Here is a 14,655-nt window from a genome sequence, read left to right on the forward strand (position 1 = left end):
AACTCGGTTGCTAGCCTATGTGATCAGGGAACAACCAGTTCGATAAGGAATGGCCCCTTGCGTCGAAATGACATCGTCAGCAATTCCGCGAAACGCTCCATCGTAGCCGCTTGTGCCGCTTCGACGCCGTAGCCTTTTGCCAGATCGATCCAGCTGATCGATGGGTTCTCTAGGCTCATCATGTCCAGCGCGACGCGCCCCGGATTGGCGCCGACATTTGCAAACTCGCCGAGGAGAATTGCGTACTTCCGGTTTGAAAGAATGATCGTCGTGACGTCCAGTTTTTCGCGCGCCTGTGTCCACAGGCCTTGTGCGGAATAGAGTGCGGACCCATCCGCTTGCAGGTTTACGGTCCTTCGGCCTGGCGCGCCGATGGCCGCTCCCGTCGCGAGCGGAATACCCGCACCGATCGCGCCGCCCGTAAGCTGCAGCCAGTCGTGCTGGGCTGCACCCTTTGTGCCGGAGAAGAAATCTCGACCGAAGCTGACGCTCTCATCCACGATGACGCTTTGCTCGGGTAAAAGGGCGCTCAGCGCTTGTGCGACCGCCTGCGAGGTAACCGTCCCGGTCGGGGGCGATAGCTTTTCTCTGGCGGCGGGAGAGATCGCATGATCCGCAGCGCCCAGTTCGTCCGCAAGCCGCGAAAGCGCATCGTTCAGATCCTGTTCCGGTCGAGCGAGGACATGAACTACCGCCTCTCTTGGCTCGGCTGAAGCAGGCTTGTCCGGATAGGCAAAGAAAGCCACGGGTCGGGTTGCGCCCACCAGGATGACGTTTGAAACGTCTGATAGCACCTTCACGGCCTGGTCTATGGAGTAGGGCAGTCGTGTGACCGGATATCTCCCTTCGCCGCGTTCGATGCGGGCATTTGAAACGGGGGCATAAAGCCTTGCCCTCGTTGCGGCGGCGATTCTGCTTGCCAGTTCAAGCTGAGGCGCCTGCAATGCCATGCCACCAAGAATGATCGCCGCCTGCCGACCGGAACGCAGCAGGCGCGTCGCCGTCACCACGGTGTCAGGGCTCACTTGCGGGGCGCTGGAGGCAGGGCGGGGCAACCCCACGATACTGCCCGGGTTCCAGCAGGCATCCGACGGCAATATGAGGGTAGCTATGCCGCCCGGACTTTGCAGCGAGGCTTCGACGGCGGCCGCGGCATCTTCTCCAACGGTGTGCGAACTCGCCGATGTTCTGACCCATCGCGAAACCGGACGCGACCAGCCTTCGGTATCGGCCGTCAGCGGTGCGTCGATCGGGCGGTGATAGGTCGCCTGATCGCCGACCAGGTTGACGATTGGAGTGTTCGCGCGTCGTGCGTTGTGAAGGTTGGCGAGACCGTTTGCCAGGCCCGGGCCGCAATGCAGCAAGGTGGCTGCTGGCTTGCCGGTCATTCGTGCATAGCCGTCCGCGGCGCCCGTCACCACGCCTTCGAACAGGCCAAGCACGCAGCGCATACCGGCAATCCGGTCCAGCGCTGCAACAAAGTGCATTTCGCTGGTTCCCGGATTGGCGAAACATGTGTCCACCCCGCACGCCAGCAAGGTTCTGACCAGGCTCTCGGCACCGTTCATGATTTTTCCGTTCGATCTCTCAAGATGTCACCTCAGAGGCTGGCTGGGCTCCCTGATAGCGCGCTACGCCGATCCCTCCAGGTGACGTGACCGCCTTGAGGGCCGAAGCAAGATCCTTCAATTTCTGTGGGGTGTAGGCATCGTAGTAGGCTTGGTTCTTGCGGCCGATTGCGTGCTCGGCGCTGAAGCTGCCGCCGAAGTCGTTGACGACGATATCCACCACCCAGTCGCGGACGCGTCTTTCGAATGTGCTGTCGGCGGCACTTGTGCCGTCCTTCGACGCGACCAGATTGAAATGCACGCCGCCATCGCCGATATGGCCGAAATCGTAGATCGAAACGTCTGGGAATTTCTGCGGGATTTCGATCGCCATTCGTTCGCAGAACGCCATTAGTTGCCCGCGGCGGAACGAAAGATCAAAGGCGACAAGCTTGCCCAGATGCTTGACCCCTTCGGAAAGCGCATGCCGCAGCGACCAGATCTCATGTGGTGGCCCGAAGATTGCATCCTCGAGCAGACCATCCTCGCTTTCCCAGATTTCAGCGAGCACGTTTTCGAGTGCCTCGGGGAGAGGCTGCTCGCCCTGGCGTGGTTCCCAGCTGCGCGTGATCTCGGCAAGAATGACATGATTGGGTATCAGGCCGCCCTGGAACGGGTTTCTCAGCGACGGGATGTGAGCCAAGGTCGCTGCGATCGCATTACCCGACATGCCTTCGAAGGCTGTCAGGTAGGCGCCGAGCCGGGCTTCCATGGCATTGAGCAGCGGCATGACTTTGGCCGGATTCCTCGGCACCAGCAGTGCTGCCGCCGTCTGGCGGGGCAGCCGCTCCAGATTGAGAACGCATTCGGTGATCAGACCGAAAGCCCCCGACGTGCCGATGAACAAGTGCTTCCAGTCGACACCGGTGTTGTTCTTGCGCAGGTCGGAATTCAGGTCGAGGACAGTTCCGTGTTCGTCCGCCAGCACGACCGTTATGCCCAACGTATTCTTGCGGACATCGCCAAATCTCAGGAAGCGTGCGCCTCCGGTGTTGGTCGCCAGCATGCCGCCCAGCCCCGGATCGGCACCGAGATCGATGGGGAAAAAGAGCCCGTGTGGTTCCAATCGCGCATTGAGTTCGGACAGCCGCATTCCCGCATCGGCACGAACGGATCGGTTGTCGAGGTCAAGTTCGAATTTCCGGTTCATCCGATCGATACTCAGAACCGCCTGCCGGCCGCTGGCATCGGGTGTTGATGCCGCGACCACTCCGGTGTTTCCCGCCTGCGGCACGATATGGACTCTCTCTTGCACGCAATAGGAGATCGCGGCAGCAGCTTGCTGCGTCGTCGCCGGACGCATGACAAAGGCTGATTTTCCCTGGTCGAACCGGGCGCCGGCTTCATAGGGGACCATGTCGGTGCCGGTCAGCACGCCATTGTCGCCAAGGACGGCGCGTAGTTCCGCAACATGGCGTTCGATCTCGATTGCTGACATTCTCGTTCCGCTGTTTCCGTTGGGATTGGAGTGCGTGTGCGCGCCGGCGAAGTCGATGCGCATCAGCCGGGCGAGCCGAACTGTCCGACAGGTGTTCCAGGCACGGTCACCCTGAAGCTTATCAGCGAGCCGCTGCTGGTCTTGTCGGATGTGATCGTGGAGAGAGACGTCACAAAAAGGGTTCGCAGATCGCTTCCGCCAAAGCAGGGCATGGTGGGGGCATCGAGCGGCACCTCCACCGGGTCGAGCATGAAACCATCAGGCGTTATTCTATTGAGCCGTCCCGCCGAGACGCCGGCGCTCCAGTATGTTCCCTCCTGATCGACGGCCGCGCCGTCCGGCAGGCCCCTCATCTCGTCGAGAAGGGCAATCATGCGACCGTTTGAAATGGCCCCGGTCGTGGCGTCGAAATCGAACGCCTGGATGAACGGCCCACGGGAGTCCGCGTGATACATGGTCCGTCCATCCGGGCTCCAGGCCAGTCCGTTTGAGACGTAAAGCCCATCGAGGACCTTCCTGCTTCGTCCATCAGGCGTGATGCGATGAAGAGCGCCGGAAAGCGCCCTTGGCACCGCATCATGCATGCTGCCGACCCAGAAACAGCCATCCGGTCCGACCTTCCCGTCGTTGAGACGGTTCATGGTCATTTCGGGCTCTGGATGCACCAGAAAGTCCAGACGCTGCGTTGCCGGATCGAAGAGATGGATGCCGCTGCGCAAGGCCACGACGATAAGGCCTGCATTGGCCATGCCAATGCTGCCGACCTCGCATGGCATCCTGTAGTCCGCGATGACGCCGGAGATTGGGTCAAGGCTGTAGATGGCCGGACGCAGGATGTCGACGAACCAGAGGATGGAACGAACGGGATCCCACACCGGGCTCTCACCAATCTCGAGCCCGAAATCGATGCAGGTCTCGAACGGATTGGTTGTTATGGGCACTTCTATCTCCACCTTGCACTCCAAGACAGTCGGCGTCCGATGCGATGTCAAAATTTGATATAGCAAAATTGTTGATATTGTCGACTGCTGATCTTGGCTGCGGCGGCCATATTTCTTGGAGAGGGGAATTTTTCGACGGGATTTTGGACGAAACCACCCCGTGGCGGGTGGACTCGGCGGAGCCAGAAATCAGGGGTTGATGCTAGAAATTGCCCGACAAGGAGGGGTTTCATTGCGAAACGCTCGGGGTGGAGGTCGTGTGCCTATCGGCCAAAAAAAGAGATTGACAGCCATTCACGATTGGCATTTATGATATATCAAATTAAGCGCTCTGAGCTGAATCAGGCGGACAACAAGGGGAATGAGCAATGATCAAGACAGCTGATATGCCCAGCACCAGGCGCGCAATCCGGGCCGGCCTCCTTTCAACCACGGTGGCTGTAATGCTGGCCTCCTCGTTTGGCGCCGTGTCGGCGCAGGAGAAGCCGTTGATCATCGCGCGCAACCTGGCCGTCAATTCGCTCGACCCGGCGCGAACCTCCTGCGACACCTGCAATATCTTCCTCTATGCAATCTATGAGACGCTCGTGCGCCTGGGCGACGACAACAAGACCATCAATCCGGCCTTGGCGCAGAAGTGGGACGTCAACGGTGACAACACGGAATTCACGTTTCACCTGAATCCGAAGGCTGTCTTCGCCGATGGATCGCCGGTCGAGGCCAAGGATGTGAAGTGGTCGTGGGATCGGCTGACCAATTTGCAGGGTGGCATGGCCTGGCTGTTCGAAGCGGTGAAGTCGATCGAGACGCCGGATGCGCACACGGTGGTCGTCAAGCTCACCCAGCCCGACTCCGAATTTCTGGGAAAGGTGATTGCGCCCTACGCAGGCATCGTGAACAGCAAAATCGCCATCGAGCATGGCGCCAAGGCCGGCAAGGACGATGCCGCCACCGACTCCGCCGAGCCCTGGTTCCTCGCCAATTCCGCCGGGAGTGGTCCCTACGCTCTGGAATCCTACAGCCCAAATGATGAACTGCGGTTCAAGCGCAACGCGGCCTATTGGGACAAGCCCGCTGCCATCGATGAGATTGTCATCAAACAGACGAAGGACTCGGTTGCCCAGGCGCAGGTGCTGCAGAGTGGCGATGTCGATATCGCCATGCAGATCGCACCCGACACCGCCAAGACAATCAACGCGCCTGGCGTTACCGTGGAGACTGTTCCGTCGTACAATTTCATCTACATGGCGATCAGCCCGGGAGCGAAATCCAACAAGGTGCCGATGGACGCAAAGGTCCGCCAGGCAATCGCCTATGCGCTCGACTATCAGGGCATTATCGACTTTACCATCGGCGGCGCCGGCAAGATGGTGCCGGTGGCGATTCCGAACGGTTTCCCGGGAACCGACGGTCTGCCGATGCCCGTCCATGATGTGGAGAAGGCAAAGGCCCTTCTCAAGGAAGCGGGACTGGCGGACGGGTTCGACATGGAGTCGGTGTTCCCGAACGAGAATTACTATGGTGTCGACATGTCGACCTTAATGCAACTTGTCCAGCAGGACCTGGCCAAGGTCAACATCCGGCTCCAACTGAAGCCGGTTACCTTCCCCGTCTGGCTGGACACGGTCAAAGGCGATGGAACGTCGCTTACGGCGTCCTTCTACGCGCCCGACTATTACGGCACCGACCAGTATGTGAAGACATTCGGAATGATCCCGGGCACGCGCTGGCTGAAGCGTTCTGGAGCGGAGCGGGTGCAGGGCGTCGTCAACCTGAAGGAGAAGGAGTTGCTGGACAAAGCGGTCGCATCGCCCACCGAGGCGCGCGACAAGCTTTACAACGAGATCGCGCTGGAGATGATCAAGGATCGCGTGATCGTCCCGTTGGTCGGGCCGGACACGGTGCTTGCCTACAGCAGCAAGGTGCAAGGCATGAAGTACAGCGTCACGTCGGTGCTGCCGTTGCAGGACCTGAGCATCAAGAAATAACGCCGAGCCGCGGAGTGGCCTGATCGAGAGTTCGAATCCATGCAAGCCTACAGATACGTCTTTCGTCGCTTGATTGGGCTGCCGCCGCTTCTGCTTGGTGTTTTGACCGTTGCCTTCATCCTGTCGCACGGCACGCAAGCCGATCCCTTGTCATCGATCCTGCCGGAGCGCCAGCTCAGCAATCCCGAGGCCGTGGCGGCGGCCAAGGCAAGGTGGGGCCTCGATAAGAGCCCGGTCGAGCAATACGTCTTCTACGTCAAGAACGTCGTCACCGGCGATCTCGGCATTTCCTTTCGCACCAAACGCCCTGTTTCGCAGGATCTCCTGACGCGTCTGCCAGCCACGCTTGAACTCGTCATTGCAGCCCTGCTTGTCGGCTCGATATCCGGTATTCTGCTAGGGGTGCTCGCGGCCAGAATGCGCGACACGATCGTCGATCACCTGGTCAGGCTGTTCGCGCTGCTCGGCTCCTCGCTTCCTGTCTTCTGGTCGGGCCTGGCGGTGCTGTCGATCTTCTCCGTGCAGCTTGGCATTCTGCCCGGGCCAGGCAGGCTCGATTCACGTTCCACTCCTCTCGATCCGATCACCGGATTCTACACCGTCGACGCGCTGCTGCATGGCAACATGTCCAGCTTCTTTGAGGCCGTTTCGCATCTGATCCTTCCGGCCGCCGTTCTGGGCTGGTCGATCACCGGCATCATCTCGCGGCTGGTGAGGGCCAGCATGCTCGACGTCCTTGGCCAGGACTACATCATGATGGCCAGGGCAAAAGGGGCGAGCAGCAAACGCGTGCTCTTCCATCATGCGCTGCGCAACGCGCTCATCCCGGCGATCACCGTTATCGGCTATTCCTTTGCTTTCCTGATCACTGGCGCCGTTCTGACCGAGACCATTTTTTCGTGGCCCGGCATAGGTTCATACGCCGTGGATTCAGCGCGAGCCCTGGATTATCCGGCGATTATGGGCGTGACAATGCTTGGCGGCGCGGCTTTCCTGCTGACCAATCTCTTGACCGACCTCACCTATGTGCTGGTCGATCCAAGAATCAAACTCCAATAGGTGGCGAGATGGCCAGTGTCGTATTCGCCCCATCACAGCGGCGCCGCCGCGACCTTTGGTCTGTGGTGCCCGGCTATATCGGCCTTGTCATCATTTTGTTCTGGATCGTGGCCGCGCTGACGTCGCAATACTGGATGCCTTATGCTCCGCTCGACATGGTCGGCCGGCGCCTTCAGCCGCCGACCTTCTCACACCCCTTCGGCACCGACGCGCTCGGCCGCGATGTCTTTTCACGCACCATGGCCGGCGCGGTCTATTCGATCCCCATCGCTTTGCTCGTTGTCTCGGTCGGCGCATTTTTCGGCAGCCTGCTCGGTGCTATCGCCGGTTTCTTTGGTGGCTGGACCAACACGCTGATCATGCGTCTGGTCGACGTGACGTTGTCGTTCCCGCCCATGCTTCTGGCCATGGCCGTGGCTGCCTCGCTCGGACCCGGGCTGTGGACCGCAACGCTGGCAATGATCGCCGTCTGGTGGCCGCTCTACACGCGGCTGATGCAGGCGCAGGTCATAAGCGTGAAACAGATGGAGCATGTCGATGCCGCCATCTCATCTGGCGTCAGGCCGGGTCGGCTGCTCACCCGCTACATTCTCCCGCTTTGCTGGACGCCCATTCTGATCAACGCGACGATGGATTTCGGCCAGGTCGTGTTGCTGGCGGCCTCCCTGAGCTTCATCGGACTTGGAGCCGCACCGCCGGCGCCTGAATGGGGGGCGATGGTCTCAGACGGCGCGGTCAACTTCTACTACTGGTGGATCGCGGCGGCCCCTGGTGCCGCCATTCTGACCGTCGTGCTGGCCCTGAATTTCATCGGCGACCGGGTGCGCGACATATTGGATCCGAGGAAGCATGCATGAAGGATGAACCCCTTCTCGATGTCCGGGATCTCAAGATAGCTTTCGACACGCCGTCCGGATACGTCGACGCCGTGCGCGGTGTGTCGTTCTCCATTCGCAAGGGAGAGATCATCAGCCTGGTCGGCGAGTCCGGGTCCGGCAAAAGCATCACCATGCGTGCAGTCATGGGGCTGCTGCCGCGTTCTGCGCGGATCAGCGGCTCGGTAAAGTTGCTCGGCAGCGAATTGATAGGCTGCGCGACAAAGAAACTCGAGCAACTGCGCGGCTCCAGGATGTCGATGATCTTCCAAGATCCGTTGACCGCCTTGAACCCGGTGCTGACGGTCGGAGACCAGGTCATGGAGGCGATACGCATCCACAATCCGACGATCTCGGCGAAACAGGCGCATGATCAGGCGCTCGGATTGCTTTCCGAAGTCGCGATTCCGTTTCCCGAAAAGCGCATGCAGCAATATCCGCACGAATTTTCCGGCGGCATGCGTCAACGCGTGGTGATTGCCATCGCGATCGCGAACAAGCCGGACTTGATCATCGCCGATGAACCGACCACGGCGCTCGACGTAACGGTCCAGGCTCAGATCCTGGAACTCCTGAAGCAGCTCTGCCGCCAGCAGGGCACCGGGCTGGTTCTGATCACGCACGATCTTGGCGTTGTCGCCGGCATGGCCGAAGGGGTCTCCGTCATGTATGCGGGATCCATCGTCGAGCGTGCCGCGGTCGAAGATCTGTTCGACCATCCCGGCCATCCCTATACCCGTGGACTGTTGGGCTCGCTTCCCGAAATGAAAGGCGAAATCGGCCGTCTCATCGACATTGGCGGTGCTCCGCCAACGGCACAGTCCATGCCGTCGGGTTGCGCTTTCAACCCACGTTGCCATTTCGCCATCGATCGATGCCGGAGCGAATCTCCATTATTGATGAAGGGCGGTGCCTCGGATGTGGCATGCCATTTGGCAACGATGCTGCCGCAGTACCACAGCCGAAGGAAAACGGCATGATGTCGGTCGTCCGCGATCACTCAGCACCCAGCCCAACCGGCGACGAAAAGGCTCCGCAGGGGGAGATGCCCGTTCTGCTTTCGGTCAAAAACCTGGTCAAGGAATTCGGCATCGGCGGAGCCTTCTCGGGATCGAAGAACGCGTCGGTCATCCGCGCCGTTGCCGGAGTAAGTTTCGATCTGGCGACAGGGGAGACGCTGGGTCTTGTCGGCGAATCCGGTTGCGGCAAGTCGACCCTCGCACGCTGCATCCTGAGGCTGTCTCCTCCGACCTCGGGAGAGGTCCTCCTCGATGGCGTCAATCTGGCAAAACTCAGCGAGGAGGAGATGCGGCGGCAGCGCCGCCATCTTCAGGTCGTGTTCCAGGATCCGTTTGCATCACTGCACCCGCGCATGCGTATCGGCGAGATCATTTCAGAGCCTTTGGGACTCCTCGAGATGACGAAGAAACAAAGACTGGATCGCCTTCATGAACTTGTCGATCTGGTCAAACTGAACACCGAGCACCTTCAGCGCTTCCCGCACGAACTTTCGGGCGGGCAAAGGCAACGCGTAGGCATAGCACGCGCGCTTGCGGTCAATCCCAAGGTGGTGATCCTGGACGAGCCTGTCTCCGCGCTCGACGTCAGCATTCAGGCCGGCATTTTGAACCTGCTGGCGGATTTGCAGGAGCGGCTCGGCCTCTCCTACCTGTTCGTCGCGCACAATCTTTCCACGGTCCGTCACATCTCGAACCGGGTCGCGGTCATGTACCTTGGAAAGATCGTCGAGCTCGCGCCCAGGGAACAGATATTCGACAGCCCCAGACATCCCTACACCGTCGCCTTGCTTTCCGCTGTGCCGACCGCCGATCCAAGGAGCGAGCGTCAGCGAAAGCGGATCGTCCTGAAGGGGGACTTGCCGAGCCCTGCCGCGCCGCCAAGCGGCTGCAGGTTCCGGACCCGGTGCTGGAAGGCACAGGATCTATGCGCTACCGAAGAGCCTATGCTGCGCACGATCGGGAAGTCCACGTTCGCTTGCCATTTTCCAGAGCCCGACATGAGCCAAGGTTTGTTCTGAGTTTCGGTGCCGCGATGGAAGGCCTGCGCACTTATGCTATGGGAGAAAGAGCTTCTGCAGTTTGGCCCTATCTAATGAGCAGTCATGAATTCCCCTGCGACGGAAGAAATCGATCTGGAGCCTGAGGGGCCGGATGCAAACCGCGACAGTCTGTCGGAGCGCATCTACGCGCGGTTGCGCATCGATTTGATGACCGGACAATACGAGCCTGGCAGCCGGCTCAATATTCGCCGGCTTGCTGCCAACTACGATATGTCTCCAACTCCGGTGCGTGAGGCGATCGTCCAACTCGTTCGTGAGGGCGCGCTGGAATTGCGGCTTGGCCATCAGCCGCGTGTGCCTGTCCTGACCATTCCCCAATACATCAACATCCGCGAGACCAGGGCGCCGCTTGAACGTCTCGCCGCGGAACTGGGTGCCGTCCACATAAGCGAGGATGACATAGAGACCCTCAAGGCGCTGCACGACAGGTTCGTTCAATCCGAAGACCAGGCGCGCTGGAAGGAGGCTTTGGCGGCCAACCAGGAGTTTCACTTCACCATCTACCGGGCGTCAGGAAATGATGTGCTGGTGCGTTGCATCGAGAATCTGTGGCTGCTGGCCGGCCCGTTCGTGAACAATCAATATCCGCTCGTACGCAGCGCGGCCCATAGCGTGCATCCGCATCTTTTGATTATCGACGCTCTCGCACGCCGGGCACCCGGTGAAACCGGCGAACTGGTCGTGCGGGATTTGCGCGAAGGATCCTATGTGATCCTCGAGAAGATCAAGAACGAGGCCAACGCAGGGCATGTAAAAAAGCCCCGGCGCAAGAAAGCCGAGGCTTGATCGGTCTGCTGTCGGCGGCCGCATTGGCGCGGTCGGTCGCGGCCCTATTTTGAGGGTGTCGCTTTCGCCGCGCGGCGCGCCTTGAGCTTCTCCGCACCTATTACCGCATTCCGGTCCATCATCTTCCAAAGGCTGCTCGGACTGGCGCCGAGCTTCTTGACGACCTTGCCGCGCTCGAGCGGCGCGAAGGCCTCGATCGTATTCTTCCGAATGGCTTCCAGAACAATGCCGGCGACAAACTCCGCGGTCACCGGCGTTCCGGCAAAGGACAGCGCCATTGCGTCGTCTTCGGCTTCCTTGTCGAGCATCGGTGTTTCGGTCGAGGTCGGATGGACGATCGTGAATTTCACCGGGCTGCCGCGCTCTTCGAGCGCGAGGGCAAGATGATAGGCACGAAGCGCGTGTTTTGCCGCCGCATAGCTGGCGATGCCAGGAAAGGGCAGGAATGCCGTCATGCTGCAGACGGTGGCAAGGTGGCCGTGTCCCTGCGCCTTGAACTTCGGCAAGGCGGCCATCATGCCCCTGACGGGGCCGAAGAAGTTCGTCCGCATCGTGTCCTCGTGCTTCTCCATCGTCAGGTCGCGGGCGTAGCCCGTGTGGACGATCGCCGCGTTGTTCACCAGAACGTCGAGGTGTCCGAATTTTTCCCAGACATGGTCAAGGACTTGGTCCCACTGCTCTGACGAGCAGATGTCCAGTTTGACCGCTGAGGCGGCGGGGCCGATCGCCTTGGCAACCGTCGTGGCGCCGGGCAGGTTGATGTCGGCCAGCACCACGGTGTTGCCGGCCTCGGCGGCCAGCCTGGCGAGAGCCGCGCCGATGCCGCTTGCCGCGCCGGTGATGAGAAAGACCTTTGATTTGGACAGTTTCATTTTGCCTCTGTCTGTTGCGGTCAGGCGCTACGGCCTGGACGGTAAACTTGCTAGAAGTAGGTGCGGACCGAACTGATCACCTGGTAGTTCTCGTCGACGACGTGGAGCACGCGCCATTTGTCGAAGGTCAGGCAGGGGTGCGAGATGCCGAAGCCGACCATGTCGCCAACCTTGAGCGGCGAGCCCGCCGGGATGGCCATGTGACAGTGTTGGTCGTTCAGCCGCGTGACGGTATGGTCTGGCGATAGCTTCTGCGGCTTTTCCATACCGCTTCCAGGCCGAAACCACGTCAGCGCAACCGGTTGGTCATCGTAGGAAACGTCACGCTTGCCGAGTCCGGCAATCAGCTTTTCGGTCTCCGGGCAGGATTGCACATAGGCCCAGACTTCGAGAGCTGGCGTGAGCCCGCCGCGAGCATTGGGGAGCTCGGGATTGCGTTCCCTGAGCGCATCGACCGCTTTGGCGTAAAGGACTGAATCGTGGGTTATGTAGCAACCCGATCGCACCAGAACCATGCTCGGCCGCGACAACGCGGCGGCTCCCAGTCCTTCGACCACCACATCGTAGAAGGCGGAGCCTCCGGCACTCAGGATGATCGGATCGGCCGCAAAGAGATTTTCGGCGTCACAAAGGCGCGCAAGTGAAACCATCTGCCCGACAAAGTTTTCGACAAGCTTCAAAGTCGCCCCATTGTCGGCGCCTTTGAGGAGGCCTTCGAAGCCTTCGATGCCGCGAAGCACGAGCAGGCCCTCGGTGCTCTCGATGTAACGAGCGAGATCCAGGGCTTCGTCACGGCTGCGGCAGCCGGTACGACCGCCGGGATAACCGAGTTCGACCAGCACCTGCAGGGGGCGGTTCGATCCTGCCTTGCGGGCGGTGTCGGCAATCGCGCGGACGTTCTCCTGCGAGTCTGCCAGAAACAGGAATTCAAAACTCGAATCGGCCCGCAGTTCGCCGATCACATAGTCGATGGCCTGCCGTCCGATGAGCTGGTTGGCGAGGAAGATCCGCTTGACGCCGAAGCTGCGGGCGACCTGGATCTGATGCAGCGTTGAAACGGTAATCGCCCAGGCTCCGTCGGCAAGCTGGAGGTCGAACAGGGCAGGGCACATCGTGGTCTTGCCGTGCGGCGACAGGACGGCGCCGGCATCGCCCAGGAAGGATCTCATCCATGCGCTGTTGTCCCGTACGGCCTTATCCCTGAGGACCGCAACAGGGAGCGGCAGGTCTTCCCGCAGGAGGTTCCAGCGTTTCGCCTCGACATCCTCGATCGGTATGGGCCCGCTCATTGGCGGGACGCCTTTGTCCAGGGAGGACAAGGGGAGATCCAGGGAATTTAGAAGCGAGAGCATCAGCCGACAACCTATTTTGATATACGATTATTACATTCTCCAGCCTGCTTGAGCAAGTAGGAGTTCCCGTCGAAATTGCCTATGATTCGATCAAAGTCGCACTCCTTAGCGAACATAAAGGCCTTTATTGAACAGGGGCATAAGTCAGAGCGCGAGAGGATTTCCCATTTTTGATATTTCAAAAATGTCTATCGTGGGTTAATAATGGCCGCCACCGCGCTCACTGAACCCCGAAGGAGACTTTCTTGAAGAACGCCCTCAAAGCCCGTCTCGCGGTCGACAAAGCTTGCTTGAACGGCTGGCTTGCAATCCCTTCCGGTTTTTCCGCCGAAGTCATGGCCCGAGCGGGCTGGCATAGCGTCACCGTGGATCTGCAGCACGGTGTCCAGGACTATCTCAGCATGGTCCAATGTTTTCAGGCCATGGGCGCATATCCCGTGACGCCTATGGTTCGCGTGCCTTGGAACGAGCCTGGCATCATCGGCAAGGTCCTTGATGCCGGGGCGTGGGGTGTCATCTGCCCGATGGTCAACACCGCCGAGGAAGCCAAGGCTCTGATCGCGGCCTGTCTTTATCCTCCGAAAGGCAATCGTTCGAACGGTCCGGTCCGCGCCGGCGGCTATGGCGAACCAGGCAATCTCTATCAAGGGTTCGCCAATGACGAACTGCTTGTTCTGCCCATGATCGAGACGCGGCAAGCGGTCGATAATCTCGAAGAAATTCTGAATGTACCCGGGATCAGCGGGGTCTATGTCGGCCCGAGCGACATGGGCCTGTCCTTCGGAATGTCCCCTACACTGGATAGGGAAGAGCCGGAGATTCTGGATATCTATGCGCGGGTCATAGAAGAGACCGGCAGGCGTGGTCTGATCGCCGGTCTCCACACTGCCGCTCCTGCCTATGCCGCACGCATGATAGGGCTCGGATTCCGCATCATCACCATAACCAGCGACGCCACCCTCCTTGGAAAGATCGCCCAGGAAACGGTCCGGCAAATTCAGACCGTTGCTGGCGAGGCAGCCCGATGACGTTCGAGGCGCCAACGGAAAGGTTGAGAAAGCTGGGTCTGACGCTGCCGCCGCCAAGAGAGCCGGTCGCCAACTTCCTGTCGTACCGGCAATATGGAGACCTGCTTTTCCTCTCCGGGCAAGGCCCTGTGAGCCATGACGGTGTGAGACATACGGGGAAGGTCGGGCTCGACATTAGTGTGAGCGAGGCATACCAGCACGCTCAACTGACCACGCTCAATCTGCTGGCCGTTGCAGAGGCAGCGGCAGGCTCGATCGACCGTATCGCGGAGATCGTCAAGGTCCTCGGATTTGTCAACGCGGCTGCAGATTTTACCGACCATCCTGCTGTCATAAATGGTTGTTCGGACCTGCTCGTTTCAGTGTTTGGAGAACAAGGCATGCACGCCCGATCGGCCATTGGAGCAGGTTCACTCCCCAACCAGATCACGGTGGAAATCGAGATGATCGTCGCGCTCGCGATCGATTGAAAGTCGTCTGCCGGCTCTCAAAGGGCCCGGAGGCGCTCATATTCGGTTGATATCCGTCGATCTGGCAGTTGAGTCCGCTGGGATGTGAGCAGCCACAGAAAGGCCGCTGGGCGGGGCGATGCTGCGCGTGGGAAACTGGTAGCGGTGGGGTTTTGAACC

At 60.1% G+C, this 14,655-nt stretch carries 13 protein-coding genes; 8 read left to right on the forward strand and 5 right to left on the reverse strand.

Annotation, left to right across the window (positions count from 1 at the left end; all coding sequences use genetic code 11):
- Positions 1-23: 23 nt before the first annotated feature.
- The 3 genes from FJ970_RS10515 to FJ970_RS10525 all read right to left on the reverse strand — a co-directional run bounded on the left by FJ970_RS10515 (position 24) and on the right by FJ970_RS10525 (position 3,992).
- On the reverse strand, positions 24-1,568 hold the full coding sequence (locus tag FJ970_RS10515; RefSeq protein ID WP_140758582.1) for an acetolactate synthase large subunit: 1,545 nt from the start codon (positions 1,566-1,568) through the stop codon (positions 24-26).
- Between the two features lie 19 nt (positions 1,569-1,587).
- Positions 1,588-3,045 carry an FAD-binding oxidoreductase gene (locus FJ970_RS10520; protein ID WP_140758581.1) on the reverse strand — a complete coding sequence of 486 codons (1,458 nt, stop codon included), beginning with the start codon at positions 3,043-3,045 and terminating at the stop codon, positions 1,588-1,590.
- 62 nt (positions 3,046-3,107) lie between these two features.
- Positions 3,108-3,992: an SMP-30/gluconolactonase/LRE family protein gene (locus FJ970_RS10525; RefSeq protein ID WP_140758595.1), complete on the reverse strand. Its 885-nt coding sequence runs from the start codon at positions 3,990-3,992 to the stop codon at positions 3,108-3,110.
- Positions 3,993-4,354: 362 nt separating this feature from the next.
- Between FJ970_RS10525 and FJ970_RS10530 the strand changes: the two genes are divergently transcribed.
- From FJ970_RS10530 to FJ970_RS10555, 6 genes are all read left to right on the forward strand, one after another.
- A complete protein-coding gene (locus tag FJ970_RS10530; RefSeq protein WP_227792083.1) occupies positions 4,355-5,974 on the forward strand; it encodes an ABC transporter substrate-binding protein in 1,620 nt (539 codons plus the stop codon).
- A gap of 39 nt (positions 5,975-6,013) precedes the next feature.
- A complete protein-coding gene (locus FJ970_RS10535; protein WP_140758580.1) occupies positions 6,014-7,033 on the forward strand; it encodes an ABC transporter permease in 1,020 nt (339 codons plus the stop codon).
- Positions 7,034-7,041: 8 nt separating this feature from the next.
- Complete coding sequence (locus tag FJ970_RS10540; protein WP_140758579.1) at positions 7,042-7,890, forward strand: ABC transporter permease; 849 nt, start codon at positions 7,042-7,044, stop codon at positions 7,888-7,890.
- Positions 7,887-8,888: an ABC transporter ATP-binding protein gene (locus tag FJ970_RS10545; RefSeq protein ID WP_140758578.1), complete on the forward strand. Its 1,002-nt coding sequence runs from the start codon at positions 7,887-7,889 to the stop codon at positions 8,886-8,888. The genes FJ970_RS10540 and FJ970_RS10545 overlap by 4 nt, the downstream gene beginning before the upstream one ends.
- A gap of 65 nt (positions 8,889-8,953) precedes the next feature.
- The gene (locus FJ970_RS10550) at positions 8,954-9,946 is read left to right on the forward strand and encodes an ABC transporter ATP-binding protein (protein ID WP_140758593.1); all 993 of its coding nucleotides are present in this window, start codon (positions 8,954-8,956) and stop codon (positions 9,944-9,946) included.
- A gap of 174 nt (positions 9,947-10,120) precedes the next feature.
- The gene (locus FJ970_RS10555; RefSeq protein ID WP_181178545.1) at positions 10,121-10,774 is read left to right on the forward strand and encodes a GntR family transcriptional regulator; all 654 of its coding nucleotides are present in this window, start codon (positions 10,121-10,123) and stop codon (positions 10,772-10,774) included.
- A gap of 44 nt (positions 10,775-10,818) precedes the next feature.
- On the opposite strand, the gene FJ970_RS10560 is transcribed toward FJ970_RS10555, so the two are convergent.
- Positions 10,819-11,646 (reverse strand): SDR family NAD(P)-dependent oxidoreductase, encoded by an 828-nt coding sequence (locus FJ970_RS10560; RefSeq protein ID WP_140758576.1) that lies wholly within the window; start codon positions 11,644-11,646, stop codon positions 10,819-10,821.
- Positions 11,647-11,696: 50 nt separating this feature from the next.
- Positions 11,697-12,935, reverse strand: coding sequence for an amino acid deaminase (locus FJ970_RS10565; protein ID WP_227792084.1), 1,239 nt, complete (start codon positions 12,933-12,935; stop codon positions 11,697-11,699).
- Positions 12,936-13,243: 308 nt separating this feature from the next.
- Between FJ970_RS10565 and FJ970_RS10570 the strand changes: the two genes are divergently transcribed.
- Both FJ970_RS10570 and FJ970_RS10575 read left to right on the forward strand, forming a co-directional pair.
- Positions 13,244-14,026, forward strand: coding sequence for an HpcH/HpaI aldolase family protein (locus FJ970_RS10570; RefSeq protein WP_140758574.1), 783 nt, complete (start codon positions 13,244-13,246; stop codon positions 14,024-14,026).
- A complete protein-coding gene (locus FJ970_RS10575; RefSeq protein WP_140758573.1) occupies positions 14,023-14,496 on the forward strand; it encodes a RidA family protein in 474 nt (157 codons plus the stop codon). The genes FJ970_RS10570 and FJ970_RS10575 overlap by 4 nt, the downstream gene beginning before the upstream one ends.
- Positions 14,497-14,655 lie beyond the last annotated feature (159 nt).

The organism is Mesorhizobium sp. B2-1-8 (assembly GCF_006442545.2).
In the GTDB taxonomy this organism is placed as follows: Bacteria; Pseudomonadota; Alphaproteobacteria; order Rhizobiales; family Rhizobiaceae; genus Mesorhizobium.